The 24,370-nt window shown below is 50.5% G+C and carries 18 protein-coding genes and 2 pseudogenes; all 20 read left to right on the forward strand.

The window, feature by feature from the left end; genetic code table 11:
- Positions 1 to 302 precede the first annotated feature (302 nt).
- Positions 303 to 4,466 (forward strand): SpaA isopeptide-forming pilin-related protein, encoded by a 4,164-nt coding sequence (locus tag AC0THY_RS09225; RefSeq protein ID WP_489994164.1) that lies wholly within the window; start codon positions 303 to 305, stop codon positions 4,464 to 4,466.
- Positions 4,467 to 4,657: 191 nt separating this feature from the next.
- Positions 4,658 to 4,999, forward strand: a complete 342-nt coding sequence (locus AC0THY_RS09230; protein ID WP_489990337.1) for a hypothetical protein — start codon at positions 4,658 to 4,660, stop codon at positions 4,997 to 4,999.
- Complete coding sequence (locus AC0THY_RS09235) at positions 4,989 to 5,612, forward strand: hypothetical protein (RefSeq protein ID WP_489990338.1); 624 nt, start codon at positions 4,989 to 4,991, stop codon at positions 5,610 to 5,612. Before AC0THY_RS09230 ends, AC0THY_RS09235 begins: the two co-directional genes overlap by 11 nt.
- Complete coding sequence (locus AC0THY_RS09240) at positions 5,613 to 6,284, forward strand: hypothetical protein (RefSeq protein ID WP_489990339.1); 672 nt, start codon at positions 5,613 to 5,615, stop codon at positions 6,282 to 6,284.
- A gap of 1 nt (position 6,285) precedes the next feature.
- Positions 6,286 to 7,017, forward strand: a complete 732-nt coding sequence (locus AC0THY_RS09245; RefSeq protein WP_489990340.1) for a hypothetical protein — start codon at positions 6,286 to 6,288, stop codon at positions 7,015 to 7,017.
- An 8-nt stretch (positions 7,018 to 7,025) separates the two neighbouring features.
- On the forward strand, positions 7,026 to 7,235 hold the full coding sequence (locus AC0THY_RS09250; RefSeq protein WP_103241281.1) for a hypothetical protein: 210 nt from the start codon (positions 7,026 to 7,028) through the stop codon (positions 7,233 to 7,235).
- 885 nt (positions 7,236 to 8,120) lie between these two features.
- Entirely contained in the window at positions 8,121 to 8,474 is a 354-nt protein-coding gene (locus AC0THY_RS09255; protein ID WP_489994165.1) for a TnpV protein, read from the forward strand.
- Between the two features lie 1,613 nt (positions 8,475 to 10,087).
- Positions 10,088 to 15,571, forward strand: a pseudogene (locus AC0THY_RS09260) (DUF6908 domain-containing protein).
- 181 nt (positions 15,572 to 15,752) lie between these two features.
- Positions 15,753 to 16,027 (forward strand): annotated as a pseudogene (locus AC0THY_RS09265) (DUF6664 family protein).
- Positions 16,028 to 16,169: 142 nt separating this feature from the next.
- Entirely contained in the window at positions 16,170 to 16,949 is a 780-nt protein-coding gene (locus AC0THY_RS09270; protein WP_489990341.1) for a GIY-YIG nuclease family protein, read from the forward strand.
- Between the two features lie 84 nt (positions 16,950 to 17,033).
- A complete protein-coding gene (locus tag AC0THY_RS09275; protein ID WP_489990342.1) occupies positions 17,034 to 18,287 on the forward strand; it encodes a HEPN/Toprim-associated domain-containing protein in 1,254 nt (417 codons plus the stop codon).
- A gap of 171 nt (positions 18,288 to 18,458) precedes the next feature.
- A complete protein-coding gene (locus tag AC0THY_RS09280) occupies positions 18,459 to 19,430 on the forward strand; it encodes a toprim domain-containing protein (RefSeq protein ID WP_489990343.1) in 972 nt (323 codons plus the stop codon).
- On the forward strand, positions 19,427 to 19,621 hold the full coding sequence (locus AC0THY_RS09285; RefSeq protein WP_489990344.1) for a DpnD/PcfM family protein: 195 nt from the start codon (positions 19,427 to 19,429) through the stop codon (positions 19,619 to 19,621). Before AC0THY_RS09280 ends, AC0THY_RS09285 begins: the two co-directional genes overlap by 4 nt.
- Positions 19,622 to 19,638: 17 nt before the next feature.
- Positions 19,639 to 20,124 (forward strand): hypothetical protein, encoded by a 486-nt coding sequence (locus tag AC0THY_RS09290; RefSeq protein ID WP_489990345.1) that lies wholly within the window; start codon positions 19,639 to 19,641, stop codon positions 20,122 to 20,124.
- Between the two features lie 168 nt (positions 20,125 to 20,292).
- The gene (locus AC0THY_RS09295) at positions 20,293 to 20,403 is read left to right on the forward strand and encodes a DUF3789 domain-containing protein (protein ID WP_103241242.1); all 111 of its coding nucleotides are present in this window, start codon (positions 20,293 to 20,295) and stop codon (positions 20,401 to 20,403) included.
- Positions 20,400 to 20,822, forward strand: a complete 423-nt coding sequence (locus tag AC0THY_RS09300; protein ID WP_489990346.1) for a plasmid mobilization protein — start codon at positions 20,400 to 20,402, stop codon at positions 20,820 to 20,822. The genes AC0THY_RS09295 and AC0THY_RS09300 overlap by 4 nt, the downstream gene beginning before the upstream one ends.
- Position 20,823: 1 nt before the next feature.
- Positions 20,824 to 22,296: a relaxase/mobilization nuclease domain-containing protein gene (locus AC0THY_RS09305; RefSeq protein ID WP_489990347.1), complete on the forward strand. Its 1,473-nt coding sequence runs from the start codon at positions 20,824 to 20,826 to the stop codon at positions 22,294 to 22,296.
- On the forward strand, positions 22,271 to 23,200 hold the full coding sequence (locus tag AC0THY_RS09310) for a PcfB family protein (protein WP_489990348.1): 930 nt from the start codon (positions 22,271 to 22,273) through the stop codon (positions 23,198 to 23,200). The genes AC0THY_RS09305 and AC0THY_RS09310 overlap by 26 nt, the downstream gene beginning before the upstream one ends.
- Before the next feature lie 6 nt (positions 23,201 to 23,206).
- Positions 23,207 to 24,139 carry a hypothetical protein gene (locus AC0THY_RS09315; RefSeq protein WP_489990349.1) on the forward strand — a complete coding sequence of 311 codons (933 nt, stop codon included), beginning with the start codon at positions 23,207 to 23,209 and terminating at the stop codon, positions 24,137 to 24,139.
- Positions 24,136 to 24,363, forward strand: coding sequence for a hypothetical protein (locus AC0THY_RS09320; RefSeq protein WP_172508492.1), 228 nt, complete (start codon positions 24,136 to 24,138; stop codon positions 24,361 to 24,363). The genes AC0THY_RS09315 and AC0THY_RS09320 overlap by 4 nt, the downstream gene beginning before the upstream one ends.
- Positions 24,364 to 24,370: the final 7 nt, after the last annotated feature.

A 24,370-nucleotide genomic window follows, 5' to 3' on the forward strand; every position in this document is an offset into this window, starting at 1 on the left:
CCGAATACCAGCCGAAAAAACAATAAGGAGCCGGTGGCTATCCTTTTTCTGGCTGGCACAACAGAACCAACAGTTTACCAACCCTGCACATTGCAGGGATTTTTTTCGTACAGGAAACAGCGTTCCCTGCACGAAAACCCTCCGGGGGATTGCACTGCGGCGGAGCGGAATTATGTTGCTGGCGCAACCCGCCGCAGGCAGGGAATCCTGCCGGAGCAGGATTCTAATATAAGTCAAAAAATAAAATGGAGGTAAGTAGATTGAAGAAGTTAAAAGAAAGATTGAAAAGAGGGCTTGCCCTGATGATGGCGGCGGCATCCATTGTTTCCGTGCTTCCGTCCATGAACGTGTTGGCGGCGTCGCAAACAGCGAAGATTACCTTTGCGTACTGCCATGACGGGGCAGGCAATGCCATCCGTTACCAGCAGACCGTCACCCACGACGGGAGGGTATGCGGAGAGGCGGGGGAGGCAAGAACCCGTATCTATGCGGACGGGGAGCCTGCCTTCTGTATCCAGCCGGGCGTGTCGCTGCACACCGGGAACACATTGCAGGCAAATGCGTCGGAAACATGGAACGCTTTGAGCGGGAGCCAGAGGGACGCCGTGAACCTTGCGCTTCTGTACGGTTCGCAGGGCAGCATGGGGAGCCTTCCCGGTTCCGAGGATGAAAAGGTGGTTGCCACGCAGATGGTCATATGGGAGATTGTGACCGGGTGCAGGAACGCCAATGCCCCGTATAACCAGACAGACGGAAAGTTTTATAACAGCATCTGCGCAAACGGGGCAAACGGCGGTGTGTCCGCAGCGTACAGCCAGATTGTGGCGGGTATGCAGGAACACGGGACAATCCCCAGCTTTGCGTCTACCGACAGGAACGCAGTCATGAAGGAGCTTTCATGGGACGGGGATAAATACGTTGTGAAATTGACGGATACGAACGGGGTTTTATCAAAATATAACTTCACCTCATCCAACAGCAGCGTGTCCGTGAGTGCGTCCGGGAATACCTTAACCATCACTTCAAAAAAGGCGGTGACGGAGGACGTGCTTTTGTCCGCAACCAAGAGAAGCCCGGCAGTCAGCGGCACACTGGTAGCCTATGGCGATGCGTCTTTGCAGGATGTCGTGGTGGGCGTGGAGAGCGCAGCCGACATCACGGTGTACCTGAGTGTGAAAATCCCTTACGGCCATGTGCAGATTGTGAAAACGTCCGAGGATGGGATCGTGGAGGGTTTCAGGTTCCTGATTACGGGCAACGGAATCAACAAGACGGTGGTTACGGGGAAGAACGGAAAGATTAAGGTGGAGAACCTGAATCCGGGAACCTACACCGTGACTGAACTGACAGAGGATCGCTATGAACCGCAGAAATCGCAGAAAGTGACCGTTGCAGGCGGGCAGACCGCAAAGGTGGAATTCTCCAACATCTTAAAGCGTGGGGATTTGAAAGTAATCAAAGGCTCCGAGGACAATCTGGTGGAGGGCGTGAGGTTCCATTTATACGGGACTTCCCTCTCCGGCGCAACAGTAGATGAGTATGCAGTGACCGACAAAAACGGTGTCGCTATGTTCTCTAACATCCTCATTTCCGGCTCCACACCATATACCCTTGAGGAAGTGGACACCGCAGTCCGCTATGTCATCCCGGAGAAGCAGAGCGTCACAATCAAGTGGAAGGAAGTCACCAGCGCAACCGTGGCCAACATCTTAAAGAAGTTCCGTGTCAACGTGACAAAAACAGATAAGGAAACCGGGGAGCCGCAGGGTGACGCAACGCTGGCGGGCGCAGTGTATGGCATTTATGACGGGGACACCCTGATTGACACCTATACTACCGACAGCGAGGGGAAATTTACTACAAAGTATTATATCTGCGGCAATAACTGGAGCGTCCGGGAGATTACGCCGTCCGAGGGTTATCTTTTGGATGAAACCGTACACCATGTAGGGGCGGAGCCGGAGAATTACACCATTGAGCTGAACACCACGTCCAATGACGTGCAGGAGCAGGTCATCAAAGGGCGCATTTCCATCATCAAGCACACCGATGACGGAAGCACACAGATTGAAACGCCGGAGGAGGGCGCAGAATTTCAGGTGTATCTGAAGCGTTCCGGAAGTTTTGACAATGCAAAAGAGAGCGAGCGGGACACACTGGTATGCGATGAGTACGGCTATGCGGAAACAAAAGACCTGCCTTATGGCGTTTACACCGTCCACCAGACCAAAGGGTGGGAAGGCAGCGAGCGGATGAAGGACTTTGACGTGTATGTCAGCAAAGACGGGGAGGTTTACCGTTACCTGATCAACAACAGGCCGTTTGCGTCCTATATCAAGATTGTGAAGAAAGACGCTGAAACCGGGAACACCATCCCCCTTGCAGGCGCAGGCTACCAGATTTATGACAGCGCAGGGGAGCTTGTCACCATGAAGTACACCTACCCGGAAGTGACAACGCTGGATACGTTCTACACCGGGGCAGATGGATACCTGATTACGCCGGAGGAGCTGCCTTTTGGGGAGTACACAATGGTTGAGGTGCAGGCTCCCTATGGCTATGTGCTGGATTCCACGCCCATCCCGTTCACCGTGGCGCAGGAAAACTCCACCGAGGAAAGCGGCGTCACCGTTGTGGTGACGGAGCAGAAGAACGTGCCGCAGAAAGGAAAAATCCTTGTGTCAAAGACCGCCGAGGAGTTTGCGGGCGTGCAGGTTTCCGGTGACGGCTTCATCGACAAAGACGGGGATTTAACCGAGGACGGCAGCATCTATACCCCGGTCTATGAAGTGGCCGGGAAAGCGGGGGCGGTATATGAAATCATCGCCGCAGAGGACATTGTGACGCAGGACGGAACTGTGCGGGCAGGCGCAGGGGAAGTCGTGGACACCGTCACCACCGATGAGGACGGGAACGCAGAGACGAAAGAGCTGTATCTGGGAAAATATAAAGTCGTGGAAGTGGCTGCGCCCGATGGATGTGTGCTGAATATCGAAGCCCATGAAATCGAGCTGGTCTATGCGGGGCAGGAAGTTTCCGTGACGGAAACCGACACCGCCTTTTACAATGAGCGCCAGAAAGTGACGATTGACTTAACAAAAGCGCTGGAGCAGGACGAAGCCTTTGGCATCGGGAACAAAGGGGAAATCCAGAACGTAGCCTTTGGGCTGTATGCCGCAGAGGACTTGACCGCTTCCAATGGTGACGTCATCCCGGCAGACGGACTCATTGAGATTGTGTTCTGCAGCACGGACAGCATGGCATTTTTTGCCAGCGACCTGCCTTTTGGCAGTTACTATGTGAAAGAGGTATGCACCGACCAGCACTATATCCTTTCCGATGAGAAGTACCCGGTGGAGTTCTCCTATCAGGGGCAGGATGCGGCGCTTGTAAGCATTCATGCAAATGACGGGGAACCCATTGAAAATGAGCTGCTCCGTGGAAGAATCGAGGGAATCAAAGTGGACACGGAGGATCAGCCGCTGGAAAATGCCACCATCGGACTGTTTTCGGCAGGCACGGAGGAATTTACCGAAGATACCGCACTGCTGGTGTCCGTAACAGACGCAGACGGGGCGTTTGCCTTTGAGGACGTGCCGTTTGGAACCTATATCGTGCGGGAGATTGCGGCACCGGAGGGGTATGTGCTGAACGAAGCACTGCATTATGTTTCTGTTACGGTAAACGAAGAAGTGATTGAGATTAAAATCACGGATAAGCTGATTATCGGCAGCGTCCGTCTGACAAAGGTTGACGCAGACTACCCGGCAAACAAGCTGACAGGCGCAGTCTTTGAACTGTATCAGGACACAGACGGAAACCAGAAATTCAACCCGAAGAAAGACGCACTGGTTGCTGAAATCCCGGAAATCTCCGAAGGCATTTACCAGACGGACGGGTTATTGTATGGAGGTTATTTTGTAAAAGAAAAGACTGCACCAAAAGGGTTCGTACTGGATGAAAATGCTTATTTCTTTGAGATAAACGAGGATGGGAAGATTGTGGACGTGGAGAACGAGGCAGGCGTTGGGTTCATCAACAAGCCGATTACCGGAAAGCTGGAGCTGACAAAGACGGACGTATCCGACGGGAAGCTGCTCCCCAATGCAAAGTTCCGTATCAAAGACAAGGACGGGAATGTAGTTGCGACAGGCGTGACTGATAAGGACGGGCTTGCCACCTTTACGCTCCGCTATGGCAAGTACACCTATCAGGAATATGACGCACCGGAAGGCTACCTGATTGACGAAAGGGAGTTCCCGTTTGAAATCAGAGAGGACGGGCAGGTTGTGAAAGCGGCCATGACCAATGAGAAAAAGCCAGTGGAGATTATCACCACGCCAAAGACGGGCGATGAGAGCAACGTGGGGTTGTGGATTGCCTTATCCGCTTTATCCGTGGCGGGAATCGGCGTGTTCAGTGTTTTGGCGGCAATGAGCAGAAAAAGAGAAGAACAGGAGGACTAAGCGTATGAAAGTGAAGACAGGAATCAGCATTGCACTGGTGGCGTTTATCGTGGGTACGGCGGTATTCTTGAGAATCCGCAGGAAGAAAGGGTAAAACAAACCCATGCGGTAATTCAGGCAAATCTATGCAGGAAGTGTTACGGGGCGGCGGTAAGCCGCCCTTTACATACCGGAGGAAAGGAGGTTTTCGAATGGCAGAGAGATTTAATTCCGGGATGGCAGAGAGGTTCGGCATAACCGCCGCCCTGCTTTTGGAGCATATCTGGAGGGAAGTGAAAGAAAACGAGTTCCACCATAGACATTGCTATGAGGGGAACACATGGATGAGATGCAGCAAAAAGGCGTTTACCGTCCATATGCCCTATCTCAGCAGGGGCATGATAACGTGTGGGATTGGGAGGCTGAAAAATGCCGGGATTCTGGTGCAGGGCGAACACAATGGGAGCCGCTTTGACCGGACGGCATGGTATGCCTTTACCGAATACGGAAAGAAAGTCATGGAAGAAAGCGAGGATGAGGAGCATGGGCGATGAAAAAGAGAAGCGGATGGTAGAAAGCTATGAGATTACGCAGGGAATCCAGATCGGGGACAAGGAAGTCATATTCGGCGTGGATGAAAAGGCAGAAATGCCGTATTTCTGTGCTTTTTATGTCAGCAACAGCATTATGGAATCCTATCAGGAGTGCATGGTGGGCGATGATTACGCCGAGATTATGGAGCTGTTTGCCGACCGGGTGAAGGCACAGTGCGTAAAGGTGCATGGGGAGCAGGAAAAAGTGGACGTGCCGAGGGAAAAAATCACAGCGGACAGGTGTATCCCCACGTTTCAGTGCGGGGACATCGTAGGAAAAGTAATGGCGGTCAAGCCGGAGGCGTTAAGGCCGGAGTACCGTTCTGCGGAACACCAGTTAATCTTAGTGACAGGCGGGAACGGTGCGAGGGAGCGTTCCTTTGGGAGCGCCTGCTATTGCATTACCCTTTATTCGGGCGAGCATGAGAGGTGGGAGCGGTATGACCTTGCGGGCGAGGTAAAGCCGGAGTGCCTGCCGGAATGGGCAAAGGAACGCTTTGCCGAAATTCAGAAACAGGAGGCGGCGAAAGCTGCCCCGAACCAGAATCAGAATAAGGATATGGAGGTGCGCTAAATGGACAGTTTCAGAACCAATGCGGGGTTTGTTATCACAACATCTATCCTCGTGGGAAATGCTGAGTTTGTTTTGGGTGTAAACATGAAGAACCCCAATTCTTTCGTCACATGGGAGTGCAAGGGACAGACGGATTACTTTTGGGGGCATTATACGGACAGCCTGCTGAAAGCTACAAAAGACTTATGCCAGCGGGCAATGGATGAAATTCTGTATCTGGAGCAGAGGGAGGAAAAAGCGGCGCAGAGGAACCCGGACAGAGGGTATCATCTGGAAGCATTCGTAAAATATGGGGACAGCAGTGCGGTGATCCAGTTCCCAACGCCGGAATTGGCGGATGTGCTGGGGAGCATTGGAATCACACAGCCACCGGAAAAGGTATATCTCAAAGCGTATTCCGACATAGAAGTGCAGTTACAGAATGGCGGGAATAAAGTGTCCGACGCACTGGTGCGGCTGTTCCGGGACGACAATTCGCTCCGCATGGTGAACGAGGTTGCAAAGGCGGTGTTCCATTCTGATTGCCGGGTATATGAATGGGTGGAAAAGAACCTGCGGGATGACCGCTATAAATCCGTGGAGGACGTATTGCGTGACGCAGTGGACTATGGGAAATATTTAAAGGACGTCTCCCATAAACAGAAAAAGGCAGGCGGAAGGGAGGAACGCTGATATGGAAATCCGGGCAATGGGGCAGGAAGAACAGAAATACACTTACAGGCAGAGTATGCAGATTCAGGGGCAGACCGGGAGCATCGGGTATCTCCGTGGCGATTTTGGGAGCCGGGGGAATGAGTTTCACACCACATGGAACGACCACAGGCAGTCATTGAAAACGGAAGAATTTCAGACGGAATTTGGGGTTATCAATGCGTTGCGTTCTGAAGAATACGGGCTTTTAGAGAGCCGGAGCAAAATGAGAAGTTATGCAGGAAGTTACCCCGACAGTGCATTTTCAGGGAATTGCGGCACAGAGTACGGCTTCCGGGTGGATACAGAGAAACACGCTTACCTGATACGGTGCAACCCCGTAAAAGGGGACTATAATTTCTACTGTTTCTGCTATGTAAAAGAATGGCTGGACAGCCATATGAAAAAGGCAAGGCAGGGCATACGCTTCATTGATCCGCATTACAAAGAGCTGTTCCGCATCCCGGATGGGGAAAAGATTCTCATTACGACCGGGTGGGGCGAAAAGAATGAGCGGGTTTGCAGGTTCATTGACGAGTGCCACAGCGAGATTGGCAGCAACTTATACCATATCTGCGAATTTGCCGAGCGCATGGAGCGGAGCGGGGCAACTTGTGAGCCAGTGCAGGCAGAGCCGCAGAAAAATAGAAATATGGAAACACCCACCGGGTATCCCTCTATGTGCAAAAAGACGCACAATCATAAGGAAAGGTAGGTAATTATATGGCGCAGATAAACAACAAATATGTCCGTTCCCTCTCAAAGCTGATGGAGGCGGGATTTAGCGATGAGAAAGCAATCCTTGCCATGACGATGGACGATATTCTGGCACTGCCGGGTATTTCCGTGGCGGAGATTGTGATGATAAACGGGATTCAGAAAGCGGTGAAGGCAAACAAGGTCATCACATTTTTGGGCGGCGGCGAGGTATAGCGGGAAAGGCAGGTGCAGACACATTGGCAAAAAAGAGATTTGACATTATCACGGAGCTGTATGCGGAAGCCGTAAAGGAAGTGGCCGCAACGCCGGAAAACTGGATGACTTTCTTAAACTCCGCCTGCCGCAATTACCGCCTGCCCTTTGACGAGCAGTTGTTAGTCCATGTGCAGCGTCCGGACGCTACCGCAGTCTTACAGATGGAGGACTGGAACAGGAAGTTTGGGCGTTGGGTGAAGCGGGATTCCAAAGGGATTGTGGTCATTGACAAAAATGCGAAAACCATGCGCTTAAAGCACTACTTTGACATTTCCGACACGCAGGAGGGACGCTACCGCCGTCTGGTGCGCCCCGTGCCTTTGTGGGAGGTAGGGGAGAAATACAGGCAGGACGTGCAGGAAACCCTTGCAAATGCCTTCGGCGTGTCCGGGGAAAGCTTAGATTTTGCGGGAACCATACTGGAGGCGGCGGAAAACGCAGCCGATGACAACATCGCAGATTATTTAAAGGATATTTTGGCTTACCGCACGGGCAGCTTTTTAGAGGAACTGGACGAGTACAGCGTGGAGGTGCAGGCAAAGAGCCTTTTATCAAGCAGCATAGCCTACATGGTAATGGTGCGGTGCGGCATAGACACGGAAACCTATCTGGATGCAGATGATTTCCGAAACATCACGGATTTCAACACGCAGGAGCTTGTAAACCTGTTCGGCACAGCCACCAGCGACGTGGCGGAAATGGCGTTGGGGGAAATCTCCGACACCATCCTGAAACTGCAAAAAGAGGAAAAAAGAAGGAGCCGCACATTTGCCGGGGAAAATGCAGGCAGGTATAATGAAAGCGAGAAAGACAAAAACAGCACTTCGGAAAGGGGTTTTGATGATGAGAGAGATAGCTTACAGCAAACAGGGCGATTACCTTCTGCCGGACATCACCGTACCGGACGAACCGGAAGTACACCTTGGGAAGTACGGCTCACTGCGCCGGAATTACCTGAAGGAGCAGCATTACGGGATATTCTTAAGCCTGCTGACGCAAGGGAAGCTGAACCAGCACCTGAAGGAAACGCAGGAGGAGGCGCAGGGCAGGATGGAGCAGATCGTGTCGCAGATGACACAGTCGCAGGAGGTGACGGAGGAACTGAAAGCGAAAGACCAGATGTTGTGGCTTTCGATGATGAACAACATCCGGCAGGCGGCGGAGGAAATCGTGATGAACGAACTGGTTTACGCATAACGTCCAAAGAACCGGAGCCGCAGGCAGAAGGCGGTTTGTCGGCGGAAGGGATGCCAGAGGCACGGGAGCCGGAGCCGCAGGCGGACGGTGGCTTGCCCACAGAAGATAAGCCAGCGGAAGTTTTAGCGGTTTATGACAGAAGCAGCGAGGACAGCTCTTTTCCTTTTTTCGGGGAGGATGAGGACATCAAATCGCTGCTTTTGTCTACCCCGCATTTGAAAGCGAACAAAGGGGAAATCCGGGCATTTTTTGAAAGCCATGAGGATAAGAAAGAGCGCACGGAGTATATCAAAGGGATATTCAACAATGAGTACACGGAAATCACGCTGGAGGACGGCAGGCGTGTAGGATATAAAACCTACCAGAACGTGCTCCATATGTGGGAGGGGAGCTATCTTTCCCGCACTTCACAGTCCTATTTTGACTGGGGAAAAATCGCAGGGTATTTTGAGGGTATGCGGCTTTTGGGGGAACTGAAAGATAAGATGAACCCGCTCCCGACCGTGGAAGGGCAGCTTAGCCTGATGGAAGATTTAGCAGAGGAAAAGACCTCTGCTTTTTCTTTTTCCCAGGAAATCATTGATACCGTCATCAAGACCAGCGCTGATTTGAAGCCGGGGAAATACGGCATTTATGTCTATTTCCTGAAAAACCGCACGAACCAGCAGAAGGCGGACTATCTCAAAAATGCCTATGGATTTGTCGGCGCTTATCCGGTAATTACGGGAACCGGGATTGATATGCTTGCCAGCAGTGAAGGGATGCAGATTATAAAGGGTGAAACGGAAATCCTGCTGAAATGGGGAAAGGTTGCAAAGCGCATTGACGAGCTGATTGCCGCAGGGCGGTATATGACGGAAAAAGAAATGGAGTACCTGCCGGAGTATGAAAAAAGCGTCCTTACGGCTGAAATCTACCATTTTTATAAGAACCAGCCGGAGGAAGTGGCGCGCCCCTATCCGTTTGGTTCGGAGTACCGTGCAGGCGTGAAGGCAATCCGGCCGCAGCTTGACATCCCGGAGCGTGTGGAAGAAATCTTGACCGTAATGGCGGAAGTGCTTAATAATACCGCAGATTATGACAACCGTTATCCATTCATGCAGAAGGTGTACCGTGACCTTATGGACTACCGGGACGGGAAATTCAGTCTGATTTCGCCCATACCAACCGAAACAGAAACACCGTCCCTGCCGGAACCGGAGCCGCCCATTCCCCCGGAGGGGAAAAAGGCAGAGCCGGACAGCCTTGCAAAAAGGCTCAATGAGCTTTATAAGGAAACCGACCTGCGGGCATATGAGGCGAATATAGAGCAGGGGGAATCCGAGCAGGAGGCGATAGCGCAGATTGAAAAGCAGCTCTCAAATCCAGACGAGGTTGGGGCGATTTTAGATTACCTTATCAGCGTCCAGCAGGCAACGGAGCCGGATGTGGAGGCGTATCAGGAGCTTGCGGGACTGATTGAGGAAGTGCAGGGGCTTCCGGCCATGAACCAGCCCTATGACCTTCAGCCGGAAACCGTGGTGTATATCGGCATGGAGAAATATGAAATCCTTACCATGACCGACAGCATGGTAGTATTGCATGACCTCACCTACCCGCTGTTCACGAAAGATATGCCCCGTGAGGAATTTGACTGCAAGCTGCGTGAAAACCCGGCAAATGACCATTTGAAAACCAAACGGCCATTGCCGGAACCACCAGCCGAAAAGAAAAACACGGAACCCCTTCCCGCAGGGGACGGGCAGGGAACCGCTTCACCAAAGACGGAAAAAGAGGAAATCCCGGAAGAAAACCTTACCGTGGCACAGAAAAATTACCGTGCCCTCATGGAGCTTGCGCCGGAGGTGCTGCGTGGGGAAACGGAATCAAAATCGTTTGAAGCGGGGCAGTCCTTTATGCCGCTTACCGTGGAAAGCATCGGGGAGAACCGCATTGCAATCTCCCATTATTACACGCAGAACGGGGATTCCCTTGCCGACCCGGATATGGAGTTTGTGTTCGACCATGAGGCTAAGACCTTAAATGCAAGGACATTCCAGCAGGACAATTTAAACCGTTTTGAGCAGGTAGTGATAGATGGCGTTGTGGACGAGGCACTGGAGAACGAATTAAATGATTTTGCAAGCCAGTGGTTTAAAAATATCCGGGAACAGGGATATTTGCCGATCAGAGAGGAAAAGCAGCTATCGGAAAGCGACGTCCCAATCGGCACGGAAAAAGAAAGCAGTGAACCGGCAGACCTTGCGCCGGCGTGGGAGAAGAAAAAGCCAGCGGGCAGGATACGGGGCTTTGACCTGCACCCGGAAATCCCAAAGGAGCAGCGGAGCCAGTACCGGATTACCAATGACGAGCTGGGGCATGGGACGCCAAAAGAGAAGTTCCGGGCGAACATTGCCGCCATCCAGCTATTGAAGAAGTGCGAGGAAGAGGACAGGTACGCAACGCCGGATGAGCAGGAAATCTTATCAAAGTATGTGGGCTGGGGCGGCTTGTCGGACGCATTTGACGAAACCAAATCCGCATGGGGATATGAGTACCTGGAACTGAAAACCGTATTGACGCAGGAGGAATACGCCGCCGCAAGGCAGTCAACTTTGACCGCATTTTACACGCCGCCCGTTGTCATCCGTGCCATGTATCAGGCATTGGAGAACATGGGCTTAAAATCCGGCAACATCTTAGAGCCGTCCTGTGCGGTGGGCAACTTCATCGGCATGAAGCCGGAGAGCTTATCAGACTGCAAGATATACGGGGTGGAGATTGACAGCATGTCGGGCAGGATTGCAGGGCAGCTTTACCAGAAATCCACGGTTGCCTTGCAGGGGTACGAAGAAGCAGAGCTGCCGGACAGCTTTTTTGACGTGGCAATCGGCAATGTCCCATTCGGCCAGTTTAAATTATCCGACAGGCGGTATGACAAAAACAACTTCCTTGTGCATGACTATTTTTTTGCAAAGACGCTGGATAAAGTCAGGCCGGGCGGAGTGATTGCGTTTATCACGTCATCGGGGACGATGGACAAGAAGAACCCGGCGATACGCAAATATATCGCACAGCGGGCGGAGCTTTTGGGAGCCATAAGGCTTCCCAACGATACGTTTAAGAAAAATGCGGGGACGGAAGTAACCTCTGATATTTTATTTTTGCAGAAGCGTGACCGCATGGTGGAAACGGAGCCGGACTGGTTATACCTTGATGTTGATGAAAACGGGATTACGCAGAACCGCTATTTTGTGGAACACCCGGAGATGGTGTTGGGCGAGATGGTAATGGAGAGTACGAAATACGGCATGGACAGCGTCTGCCGCCCGTATGAGGACGCCAGCCTTGAAACCCTGCTTGCAGGGGCGGTGGAAAACATTCAGGCGGAGATTGCGGAACAGGAAACGGACGAATTAGTGGAGGAAGAAGATAACTCTATCCCCGCCGATCCGTCCGTTGCCAATTTCTCCTTCACCGTTTATGACGGGAAAATCTACTACCGGGAGAACAGCCGCATGAAGCCCGTGGAGCTGTCCGTGACCGCCGCAAACCGGGTAAAAGGCATGGCTGCCATCCGTGACTGTGTGCGGGAGCTGATTGCTTACCAGACGGAAGGGTACGCCGATACGGTCATCGAAGAACAGCAGAGGAAGTTAAACCAACTGTACGATGCGTTCCAGAAGAAATACGGGATACTGAATGCTAGGGCGAACAGCATGGTCTTTTCGGACGATAACAGCTATCCGCTGCTCTGCTCTTTAGAGATTGTGGCGGAGGACGGCATACACGCACGGAAAGCCGATATGTTCCATAAGCGCACCATCAAGCCGCATCAGGCGGTGACAAAGGTGGATACCGCCAGCGAAGCGTTGTCGTTATCTTTATCTGAGAAAGCCAGAGTGGACATGGATTATATGTGTTCCCTGACCGGGAAAAGTGCGGAGGAAATCGAGCGGGAGCTGTCCGGCGTGATTTTCCGTCTGCCCAATGTAACGGGAGGGGAGCCTGAGTTTGTTTCGGAAGATGAATATTTATCCGGCAATGTCCGGGAAAAACTGAAAGAGGCGAAGCTGGCGGCATTGGCGTCCGAAGCCTATCAAAGCAACGTGGAGGCACTGGAAAAGGTACAGCCGAAGGATTTGACCGCATCGGAAATCAGTGTGCGGCTGGGAGCCACATGGATTCCCATCAGCGACGTGTCGGAATTTATGTTCCAACTGCTGGATACGCCCAACTACAACCGATGGAATATCAAAATCCATTTCTCCAAATTCACCGGGGAATGGAACATTGAGGGAAAGAGCAATGACAAGGGGAACCCGAAGGCGAACAACGCATACGGGACGCACCGTGCCAACGCCTATAAGATTATCGAGGATACGTTAAACCTGCGTGACACCCGTGTCTATGACTATATCCCCACCGAGGACGGGAAGAAAAAGGCAGTCTTAAACAAAGAGGAAACCGCCATAGCGCAGGGCAAGCAGGACTTAATCAAGCAGGCGTTCCAGGACTGGATCTGGCAGAACCCGGAGCGCAGGCAGAGATTGACGGCGTATTACAATGAGAATTTCAACGCCATCCGGCCGAGGGAATATGACGGGAGCCATTTGAATTTCTATGGCATGAACCCGGAAATTAAGTTAAGGCAGCACCAGAAAAACGGGGCTGCCCGCATCATTTACGGAGGGAACAGCCTGCTTGCCTATGTGGTGGGAGCCGGGAAAACCTATACGATGGTTGCGGCGGCGATGGAGTGCAAGCGGTTGGGACTCTGCAACAAATCCATGATTGTGGTTCCAAACCACATCATAGAGCAGTTTGCCGCCGAGTGGCTCTAGCTTTACCCTGCCGCCAACCTGCTTGTGGCCACCAAAAAGGATTTTGAAACCAAGAACCGGAAGAAATTCTGTGCGAGGATTGCGACCAGCGACATTGACGCAGTTATCATTGGCCACAGCCAATTTGAGAAAGTGCCGCTCAGCACAGAGAGGCAGCAGCGTATGCTGGAGGAGCAGATTGATGAAATCATAGATGGGATTGCGGAGGCAAAGCGCAACGGAGGGAGCAGGTTCACCATCAAGCAGATGGAGAAATCAAAGAAATCCCTGCAAACCAAACTGTCAAAATTAAACGACCAGAGCCGGAAAGATGACGTTGTTTTCTTTGAAGAACTGGGCGTTGACCGCCTGTTTGTGGACGAGGCGGACGGCTACAAAAACCTTTACCTTTACACAAAAATGCGGAACGTGGGCGGCATTGCACAGACGGAGGCGCAGAAATCCTCTGATATGTTCATGAAGTGCCGCTATCTGGACGGGATAACGGGCGGGAAAGGCGTGATATTTGCCACCGGAACCCCCGTGAGCAACTCAATGGTGGAGCTTTACACCATGCAGAGGTATTTGCAGTACAACACCCTTGTGCGGAACCATTTGCAGCATTTTGACGCATGGGCGTCCACCTTCGGGGAAACCGTTTCTGCAATAGAATTAGCCCCGGAGGGCAGCGGCTACCGGATGAAAACGAGGTTTGCAAGGTTCTACAACCTGCCGGAGCTTATGATGATGTTCCGGGAGGTTGCGGACATCCAGACCGCCGATATGCTGAACCTGCCCGTGCCGGAAGCGGAATACAAGGTGGTGGCGGTAAAGCCCAGCGAGATACAAAAGGATATGGTACAGACGTTAGGGGAGCGGGCGGAGCGTGTGCGAAACGGCATGGTGAACCCCATGCAGGACAATATGCTGCTGATTACCAATGACGGGCGCAAGCTGGCGTTAGACCAGCGGCTTACAAATGAAATGCTGCCGGACGAGCCGGAGAGCAAAGTCAATGCCTGCGTCAACGAAGTCTACCAATTTTGGGAGGAGGGGAAGGAGCAGAAATTGACACAGTTATTGTTCTGCGATTTGTCCACGCCGAAGAATGACGGGACATTCAGCGTCTACAATGACGTGCGGGATAAGCTGATTGCAAAAGGAATCCCACCGCAGGAGATTGAATTTATCCATGACGCCAACACGGAGGTGAGGAAAAAAGAGTTATTTTCAAAGGTACGCAGGGGAGCCGTCCGCATCCTAATGGGCAGCACGTTTAAGATGGGCGCAGGCACAAACGTCCAGAATTTAATCATTGCCAGCCATGATTTAGACTGCCCGTGGCGTCCCAGAGATTTGGAACAAAGGGGCGGTCGAACCATCCGACAGGGCAACCAGAACAAGAAAGTATTTATCGTGCGGTATGTGACCGAGGGGACATTTGACGCTTATATGTACCAGATGATTGAGAACAAGCAGAAATTTATCAGCCAGATCATGACGTCCAAAAGCCCGGCACGCACCATCGAGGACATTGACGAGGTGGCTTTATCCTATGCGGAAATCAAAGCCCTTGCCACCGGGAACCCGTATATAAAGGAAAAGATGGACTTAGACATCCAGGTGTCGAAGCTGCAACTCTTAAAGCAGAGTTTTTTAAGCCAGCGTTACGAAATGGAGGATAAGGTGACGAAATATTATCCAATGGAGATAAAAAGGCAGAGCCAGTGGATTGTAGAGTACCAGCAGGACATTGAGCAGGTGAAGGCGCACACGCCGCCAGACCGGGATACCTTCCCGCCCATGCAGATAAACGGCGTGACCTATGGGGAGAAAAAGGAGGCGGGACAGGCGATTATTGCAGCCTGCAAAGCTATGACTTCCCCTAATCTGGTTCCGCTGGGAGCCTACCGTGGGCTTGCGATGGAGCTTTCTTACAGCACCTTCAGCAAGGATTTTGTCATCACCCTGCAAGGGAAACGGGCGTACCATGTGACGCTAGGGACGGACATCCACGGGAACATCACCCGTCTGGATAATGAGATAGAGAAGTTTGGCGATAACCTCTCCCGGTGTGAGGAACATCTGGAAACTTTAAAAGCGCAGCTTGAAAATGCAAAAATAGAGGCAGTCAAGGAGTTCCCGAAAGAGCAGGAATTAGCAGAAAAGACCGCCCGGCTGGGGGAGTTAAATGCCCTGCTTGATATGGACAAGAAAGAAAATATCGTGCTGGACGTTGAGCCGGAGGAAGAAGAAACGGAGCCGGAGAAAGGAAGTAAAGACCGGGAACGGTGAAAAAAGCGGTATTGGGAAACCAGTGCCGCCTACATAGCGGACGGGCAAAACGAAGGGCGGTTCGCATATTTGTTGTTGCAGTGAAAAATGGGTATATTATAATAAAAACGAAAGGGTGATTGAAATGAACGCAGCAACAGAGGAATACAATGATTTAGTCAAGTGTATGGAACATGGATTTATGGAGATAGACAACGATATAATCGTGGATTTGCGGAAGCAGGATGAAAGCTATCTGGCACTTTGCAGGCAGATCGGGGATATGGAAAGGGACTATCCGTTCATACTGAATGTGACGGAGGGCGAGGGAGATATATTTTAACAGCGGAAGAACACAGGGTATTGGTGGAGTATTTCAGGTTTAGTCTGAAAAAAGATAACATTGAGAGAAAGCAGATTTATTTCCGGGGGCATACGGACGGGTATGCTTATTTGAAGAAAATAGGGGTGGTTTAGTAGATGGCGTGTAGACAGTATCGAGTGATGATACTGTCTTTCTTATAGCCAACTGGTTCTCAAAACGAAGATAAGGCTGCTTTAGTTATAACCCCAAATATGATATACTAATATATATTGGAGTTGGACAAGGAGATATGTAATGTTTGGAACTGTTATTATAGATGCATATAGGAAAGAAGAAATTGAGGAAATGGCAAATGCGATTGATGATTTATGTTCGCCAACAGATAGTTGTGGGTGGGCTTCAGCAGGAATATATTGTTTTTGGGATTACTATGCAGAGGCAATTCTGTATATCGGATTAGCGGGCGACTTGGCAGAGAGATTTAAGCAACATAATGGGATTCTGCCAGTTAAAGAGGGTTCAAAGCAAAAACAAATTGAAGAATATTTTTCGAAAAATGAGCGTTTGGGTTATACGATATTTGTACAGTCACCGTTATCCCAACCATTAGTGCATAGAAATAGAGGGATGTATGAGAAATTTGCAAAGCAACAGAATTCTCCGGTGGAAGATATGTTAAGTGAGCAAGGACGAGATGATATAAAAAGAGTAGAAGGTATTCTAATAGAATCATTTCGGAGAAAATACGGACATTTTCCACCTTGGAATAGTATAGGTGGTTCTTCGGCAGGCCAAACAAAAGTGATGGAAAACAATATCAATATTGTTAAGAGTTTTTGCAGACCAGATGATTATAAAATAAATCCTATAGTATCACGTTGTACAATTCGGGAATTATCTACGAATCCTACATGGGAATGGTATGAGAATTATTTACATGCTGTGAGAATGAATTTGCTTATACTTGGGATGGATTATGATAAATCATTGGAACTTGTAAATAAAAATGATACATTAGGTACTTATGAACGAATGAAAAAAAGTGGATATTTAAGAAAACGGCTGATAGTTTAGTTTTGGTAAATAGTCAAAGATAGAATTTAAGGTTATATTCCAAATTTGAGTTTTTAAGGAAGAAATTATTGACAAGGAGATAGCATGGGAGAGATTGTTGGACTATGTGTTGGAAATTATGATTTTTTATCATTTAAAAATACTTTTGGGGATTTATTGTCAATTTTTAGTAAAGAAAATTTGACGATAGAAGAAGTATTTGACGAGGAATTACAAGAAAGTATTACAAGACGATATTTTTCTATGAATGTCAGTAAAGCAAAAATGTGTTTAGATGTAATGGGGCATACAATTTCGAAGGCAAGAAGTGTATTTGAATACCATAAGAAGAACTATGTAGACAACCTAAAAGATTATCCAGACGAAAAAATTGATGTTGATAGTGTTGAAAAAGAGTACACTTTTGAAAATTGGTCTAAAGCAGTAGTAAAGTATTCTGCAATATTAGCAGTGGACACTTGGGAGGAAGGTGATTATAAGTTATTAAGGCAATGCAGATGTGAGAATAATTCTATGTGTGAGAAAATGGTATTAGATTCGTTGCCACATTGGAAAGATGATACCTATTTCGGCATTGATTTATGCTATACAGATGAAGAAATAGGATCGCCTTGGGATGTATTACGAATTATTTTAGAGGCGTTTGAATCGGATGAAAAGATTACACTTGACTATACAAATCTATTTGAAGGTGGATGGTGTGACGAGGTTCCGGAGGAAAAAGAGTATTCAGTATCTAAAACAGTTATTCTTACAGAGGGCAGTACAGATGCAAGTGTTATATCTGAAGCAATGAAGTTGTTGTATCCTCATATGGTAAAATTTTATTCTTTCATTGATTTTTCAACTTATGTTGTGCAAGGAAGTACAAATTACTTGACTCACTATTTAAAAGCATTTATTGCAGCAGGAATTGAAAATAGAATTATTGCATTATACGATAATGATTCGGCTGGATTAAGCGAAATAGAGTCCTTGAAAAGAATTCCAATTCCACCAAATGTAAGAATTATGCATTTGCCAGACTTAGAGATGTGCTACAATTATCCAACCATCGGCCCGGCAGGAAAATCAGTAGATAATATTAATGGTCGTGCCTGTTCAATAGAAATGTTTCTCGGTAAAGATATTTTAAAACAAAATGGAGAATATGAGCCTATCCGTTGGAAGTCTTATATTGATAAAGTTGCTGCATATCAAGGAGAAATAATTTCTAAATCCGAAGTGCTGAAACAATTTAAATTGAAAGTTAAAAGAAGTAAGGAGCAAATTATTTTAGAAGAATGGGAAGAATGTGATTTATTACTTAGAGAAATCTTTGCTGTCTTTGAAAAATAGGACTATTTAGGATGAGTGAAGTATAAATTGGGATTTGCGCTTAAAATAGAAATCCTATTATTACATAGCCGATTGATTTTCAAAACGAGAATCAATCGGCTATTTTTATGCCCGGATATTCAAAAACAGACAGCAAATATCCAATCAAGGGCAGGAAAGGAGCTGAGATTTATGCCATATATCGCACCGGAAGTCGTGCAGGAGGCAAAGCGGATGGACTTGCTGACGTACCTGAAAAACTATGAGCCTTATGAGCTTGTGCATTTTTCGGGCAACACCTACACCACGAAAAGCCATGACAGCCTGAAAATTTCCAACGGGAAATGGATGTGGTGGAGCCGTGGAATCGGGGGCAGGTCAGCGGTTGACTACCTGATAAAAGTCAGGGACTATACTTTTGTGGAGGCGGTACAGACGATTGCAGGGCAGGCGGCGATTGCGCCGCCTGTTTCCCTACCAGCCGAAAAGACAACAGAAAAGAAACTGCTCTTACCCAAACCCAACCGATACCAGACGCAGGTTGTTTCCTACCTGAACAGGCGTGGGATTGACACGGACATCATTGGATTCTGTCTGCAAAAGGGAATGGTTTTTGAGAGCGAGAACCACCACAACGCTGTATTTGTGGGCATGGACAAGGGAGGAACACCCCGGTATGCCGCCCTGCGTGGAATCGGGACGGACTTTATCGGGGATGCAAACGGGAGCGACAAAAACTATTCATTCTCTATCCCGGCAGAGGGAAACAGCGTAAAAGTCCACCTGTTTGAATCCGCTATCGACCTGCTGTCCTATGCCACCCTGCAAAAAATGGACGGCCAGGACTGGAGGGCGGAACATCTTTTATCCCTTGCAGGCGTGTACCAGCCAGCAAAGGAAATCGAACGCAGCAAGGTTCCGGCAGCGCTCACACGGTTTTTAAAAGAGTACCCGGAGGTTGAGGAAGTGGAGCTGCACCTGGACAATGACCGGGCAGGCAGGCTGGCGTCAGAGGCGATCAAGGCCGTGCTTCCGAAACAGTACCGGACACGGGATAAGCCGCCGCCAAAGGGCAAGGACTGCAACGATTTTCTCTGTATCCGGTTAGGAATCGGGATAACGGAACGGGTAAAAAAGAATCACGGAAGGAGCCATGAGAGATGAAAACGTATGACGTAACAATAACGGAAACCCTGCAAATGACTGTACCCATTGAGGCGGAGAGCCTTGCGGAAGCGGAACAGACAGCAGAGGATAACTGGAACAGAAGCCAGTATATTCTGGACGCAGACCATTTTGTGGGAGCTGATTTTAAAGCGAAAGAGAGCGTCCGGGACAAAGGCATAGGGCGGTAGGAAAGGAGGCGTTTGCCATGAGGCAGTATGAAATGACGCTGGTTGCCATCTCTGAAAAGAGGGTGAAAATCTCTGCGGAGAGTGCGGAAGCTGCCGCACAGATGGTGGAAAAGATATACAGCGAAACCAATATCTTAGATTTTTCCAACCGGGACGTGACGGATGTTTCTGTCCTTGCGAAAGCGGCGGACGGAAAAGAAAGCGTCTGTAACGCATACCCGGAGGGATGTGCAAGATGCCCGTATTCCTGCCCGATGGATGGGAAATGTATGCGGGATGATCCGGAAAACCGCTGTCAGGAGTGTGTGAACCATTGCAAAGTGTGCGGCAGGTGTGAGGCGAAGGAGTCCGGGGACTGCGGGCAGGAGTGCATAGAGTGCGGGCATTGCTGTCCGGAATGTGCGTGCTGCACCCATCCGATTAAGGAGCAGCAGCCGGGGAAGCATCTGTTTTCGGCGGGTAATGATACCAAAACAAAAGGCGGTACGCAGTCGCAGGGGTGATACACAATACCAGCAAGCAACGCCTTTGGATTGCCATGCGGCAACCCGAAGGCAGCTTGTTAGGGGAAAATCCCCTAATACCCCTTTTTAGCGGAGCCGGGAGGTTCCGCCAGATATAACAAGTTGCATGGTGACAGCGCACCATGACGGAAAGGTGAGTGGAGCAGTATGTTGGCATTTTTAAGTGGAACTTTTGTAGGCGGCATTGTGGGCGTGGTGATGATGTGCCTGTTGCAGATTAACCGCCTGCACGGGGGAGATACGGAGGTAGGCAGATGAGAAAGAGGGACGTCCCGTTTCTGTTCCGTTTGAATAAGGAGGAGGCGGACGCATTCAGGGAGCGGGTAAAGCGGAGTGGAATCAGCCAGGAAGCCTATGTGCGTCAGGCAATCACGGGAAAGACGCCGAGGGAGGCTCCGCCGCCCGACTATTATTCCATGATGCGGGAGCTGCATAAGATTGGGAACAACTTAAACCAGATCGCACAGAAGGCGCACACGTTGAACGTGATTGACGTGCAGAGGTATGACAGCGACATGAGGAAGTTTGATGAAGCGGTCAGGCTGATTACCGAGGCGGTCATCCTGCCGGAACAATCGGGAACCCCGCAAAGCCTGATTTGCGGGGAAAAGGAGCAGCCACAAAGCGGTAAGCCTTTGCCCGTCAGGGATAAAGGCGGCAAGCGGAGTGGGCTGTGACGTGGCAGCAACATCTATCTGGAGCGTCAAAGGGTGGCTGGGGAAAGTCGTCATCTATGTGCAGAACCCGGATAAGACAAAAAATCCTGAAATCGCAAAGCTGTCTGGCATGGAGGAAACAGAAACGCAGGGGCTGTCCGACGTCATCGCCTATGCGGTCAATGCGGAAAAGACCAGAAAGAGGGGGAAACCAGAGGCAGCGGAGGATGTCATAGATGATGAAAACGAGAAGGTCATGGAGCAGTATGTGTCCGGCGTCAACTGCGCCCCGACCACCGCCCGGTCAGAAATGATGGCGGTCAAAAAGAGGTACGGGAAAGACGAGGGCATTATGGCGTTCCACGGCTACCAGTCCTTTGCGCCGGGGGAATGTACCCCGGCGATGGCGCATGAGATTGGCGTGAAGCTGGCGGAGGAATTGTGGGGGAGCCGCTTTCAGGTGATAGTCGCTACCCACTTAGATAAGGCGCACCACCTGCATAACCATTTCGTGGTGAACTCCGTTTCCTTTGCGGACGGCCTGCGGTATCACCGCAGCAAGCAGGATTACCGGGATATGCGTAACGCTTCCGACAGGTTATGCCGGGAATACGGATTGTCCGTCATAGAGAACCCAAAGCAGAAAGCAAAGCATTATGGGGAGTGGCTGGCAGAGCAGGAGGGCAGGCCAACCTATTTAGGGATGATAAAGGCGGACGTGGACGAAGCCATTGCAAAGGCGAGGACGGAAAAGCAGTTTTTCCATTACCTGAAAGAGAAAGGCTATTCCATCAAATTCGGGAAGGACGTCACGGTACGGGCGGAGGGCAGGGAGCGGGGGATGAAGCTGGCAAGGAACTTAGGGGAGGAATACACCTTAGAAGCCATCCGCAGGCGGATACTCACGCAGAAGATAGAAAAGCCTGCGCCGCCTGTTATTCTGTCACAGAAGAAGACCTATGTCATAAAAGTGCATGGGAATATACAAAAGGCAAGGAAAATCGGCGGACTCCGTGGCCTGTACCTGCATTATTGTTACCTGTTGGGAATTCTGCCGGAGAACCGACCGCCTGTAAGCCCGAAGCAGGTACACATGATGTTCCGGGAGGACTTGATAAAACTGGATAAGATTTCAAAGGAAACAAGGCTGCTCTGCCATTATCGCATAGATACCACGGAGCAGCTTTTTTCATTGAAAGAAGAGTTGCAGGGGAAGATGGCGGAGCTTGCGGACAAAAGGAAACACCTGCGGTATCAGATCCGCAGCGTCAAAGACGGTGAAAAGCTGTCAGAGGTAAAAACAGAAATCTCCGGTCTTTCAAAGCAGATCGGGGAACTGCGGAAGGAGGTGGGACTCTGCGACGGGATAGCCGCACGTTCCGGCGCAATGAAAGAAAAATTAGAAACCGTGCGGCAGGAAAATAGTGTGGAGGAAAAGAACATCCACACGGAGAAGGAGGGAACAATCCATGAACACATCAGGCGAAGCCGCTGACCAGGTGGTGCGTATGTCGATGGAAGTGGGGGAAGCGGCCTTAAAAATCTCCGGCGAGGGGGCAAAGCAGCTTGCAGTGCTGTTGTACGCCATCTTAAAGGAGCAGAAAAAGACCAGAGGCAGGGCAAGGCTGGAAACCTTAGTGCGCTCCGGGAAACCGCTCACCGTATTTTCCGTAAAGGAAAGCGACCTGAAGAAATTTGTGCAGGAGGCGAAGCGGTATGGAATCCTCTACTGCGCCGTCCGTGATCCGAAGGGGAGCAGCGACGGGATGGTGGACATTATGGTGAAGGAGGAAGATGCGCCCCGCATCAACCGTATCGTGGAACGCTTCAAGTTTGCGTCCGTCACGGAGGCGGCACAGATTAAGACGGAAATCCAGAAGTCGAGGGAAGAAAAATCGCAGGCGAAGGAGAAAAAGGCGGCTCCCGGAAAGGAGAAAACGAAGGAACCGCCAAAAGAGAAAGCGTCACCGGAAAAAACACCAACGGAGAAACCGTCACCGGGAAAGCCGCAGGCACAGCCAGAACCGGAGAAAGACAGGCCGGGAAAGTCACAGGAAGATTTGCTGGTAGAAGAGCTTTTAGGCAGCCCCACGCAGAAAGAGGAGGGGCAGCAGAAAAACCCCTCTTTGGGCAAGACTGCGAAATCCCGTCAGTCCGAGCCTACCTTAAAGAAGCAAAGGACAACCGCCGAGGGTACTTCTAAGCTGTACCAGCCAGCCACGCCGGAGAAACCGTCCGTGCGGGAGGAGCTGAAAGAGATTCAGGCAGCGAGGAAGAAAGAAGCGGAGGCAGGGAGCCGGAGTGAGCCTGCAAAGGACACCAAAGCGAAAAACCAGAAGCCATTGCAGCATAGACAGCCGCAGACAAAAACAAAACCGAAAAAATCGAAAGAGAGGTAAGTATGTATGGACAACAATTTCAGCCTTGATTCTTTACTGAACGTCTCCGCCGTGCCGCAGGATGACCGGGTGGCGGCATTTATCGCAGAGAGCAGGAACAACCGGAGCCGCTGTTATGAAATGTCGGAGCAGATGACGGCGGCGGTGGCCACGGACGGGCAGGCGTTTCAACAGTACCTTGACGTGCAGAGCCGCTTTGACCGCTACACCGCCAACAATGCCCTGCTGATTATGGCGCAGAAGCCGGAGGCGCAGAAGATTGGCGATTACGGCTACTGGCGGGATCAGGGAGCCTATGTGAAAAGGCAGGAGCGGAACAACCCCATCCTGATTATGGAGCCGGGGAAGGAGTATGAGCGTGAGGACGGGAGCACCGGAACCTATTACAATGCGAAAAAGGTGTATGACATTTCACAGACCAACGCAAGGGACAGGTTACAGCAGGCGCAGCCGGAAATCACGGACGCACAGCTTGTGCGGGCGGTGGTGAACAACCCGCCCGTTGCCATTGTTGCGGCGGAGCCGGATCAGATGCCGGAGGACAAAGGGGCATTGTTCGAGCCGGAGGAGAGCTGCATTTATGTGCGAAAAGGCATGAGCGCACAGGTAATCTTCCGGAGCGTGACGCCGGAGCTTGCCCTTGCCGGGTTTGCGGACGGGGATAAGAATTACGACCGCAACGAGGACGCCTTCCATGCCTATTGTGCGTCCTACCTGCTCTGCAAAAAATATGGCGTGGACACGCAGGGGTTTGATTTCACCCATGCGCCGGAATTTTTCGAGGGCATGGAGCCGCAGGAAGTCCGTGGGGAGCTGTCCAAAGTCCGTGACGCAGCGGGCGATATATCTTCCCGCATGGCGAAAGTGCTGGAGCCGAACCGGAGCCAGAACCAGAGGCAGCAACCGCAGGCGCAGCATAACCGGGAGGACGCAAGATGAGGGCAGTGAAGGCAGGATATAACTTTAACCTTTTCCCGGAAGAAAATCTGTGCGGCATTGACCTTGAGCCGACAGGCGGAAAAGTATGCGTGGAGGGCGTGACGTACCCGCTGTACCGTGGAACCACCTATGCGGAATCGGAGAAAGTTGACCGCCTGCTTGACGCATACGGGGAAATGCCAATCCGGGATTATAAGGTAAAGAACAGAGAACAGGAAAGGTAGACGGAGG

Source organism: Ruminococcus sp. 8Y-12 (assembly GCF_058119865.1).

What these genes read in the sequence shown, in the direction of transcription:
- AC0THY_RS09225 (WP_489994164.1), top strand. Translation starts at nt 303, where the DNA reads ATGATGGCGGCGGCATCCATTGTTTCCGTGCTTCCGTCCATGAACGTG.
- AC0THY_RS09230 (WP_489990337.1), top strand. Translation starts at nt 4,658, where the DNA reads ATGGCAGAGAGATTTAATTCCGGGATGGCAGAGAGGTTCGGCATAACC.
- AC0THY_RS09235 (WP_489990338.1), top strand. Translation starts at nt 4,989, where the DNA reads ATGGGCGATGAAAAAGAGAAGCGGATGGTAGAAAGCTATGAGATTACG.
- AC0THY_RS09240 (WP_489990339.1), top strand. Translation starts at nt 5,613, where the DNA reads ATGGACAGTTTCAGAACCAATGCGGGGTTTGTTATCACAACATCTATC.
- AC0THY_RS09245 (WP_489990340.1), top strand. Translation starts at nt 6,286, where the DNA reads ATGGAAATCCGGGCAATGGGGCAGGAAGAACAGAAATACACTTACAGG.
- AC0THY_RS09250 (WP_103241281.1), top strand. Translation starts at nt 7,026, where the DNA reads ATGGCGCAGATAAACAACAAATATGTCCGTTCCCTCTCAAAGCTGATG.
- AC0THY_RS09255 (WP_489994165.1), top strand. Translation starts at nt 8,121, where the DNA reads ATGAGAGAGATAGCTTACAGCAAACAGGGCGATTACCTTCTGCCGGAC.
- AC0THY_RS09270 (WP_489990341.1), top strand. Translation starts at nt 16,170, where the DNA reads ATGTTTGGAACTGTTATTATAGATGCATATAGGAAAGAAGAAATTGAG.
- AC0THY_RS09275 (WP_489990342.1), top strand. Translation starts at nt 17,034, where the DNA reads ATGGGAGAGATTGTTGGACTATGTGTTGGAAATTATGATTTTTTATCA.
- AC0THY_RS09280 (WP_489990343.1), top strand. Translation starts at nt 18,459, where the DNA reads ATGCCATATATCGCACCGGAAGTCGTGCAGGAGGCAAAGCGGATGGAC.
- AC0THY_RS09285 (WP_489990344.1), top strand. Translation starts at nt 19,427, where the DNA reads ATGAAAACGTATGACGTAACAATAACGGAAACCCTGCAAATGACTGTA.
- AC0THY_RS09290 (WP_489990345.1), top strand. Translation starts at nt 19,639, where the DNA reads ATGAGGCAGTATGAAATGACGCTGGTTGCCATCTCTGAAAAGAGGGTG.
- AC0THY_RS09295 (WP_103241242.1), top strand. Translation starts at nt 20,293, where the DNA reads ATGTTGGCATTTTTAAGTGGAACTTTTGTAGGCGGCATTGTGGGCGTG.
- AC0THY_RS09300 (WP_489990346.1), top strand. Translation starts at nt 20,400, where the DNA reads ATGAGAAAGAGGGACGTCCCGTTTCTGTTCCGTTTGAATAAGGAGGAG.
- AC0THY_RS09310 (WP_489990348.1), top strand. Translation starts at nt 22,271, where the DNA reads ATGAACACATCAGGCGAAGCCGCTGACCAGGTGGTGCGTATGTCGATG.
- AC0THY_RS09315 (WP_489990349.1), top strand. Translation starts at nt 23,207, where the DNA reads ATGGACAACAATTTCAGCCTTGATTCTTTACTGAACGTCTCCGCCGTG.
- AC0THY_RS09320 (WP_172508492.1), top strand. Translation starts at nt 24,136, where the DNA reads ATGAGGGCAGTGAAGGCAGGATATAACTTTAACCTTTTCCCGGAAGAA.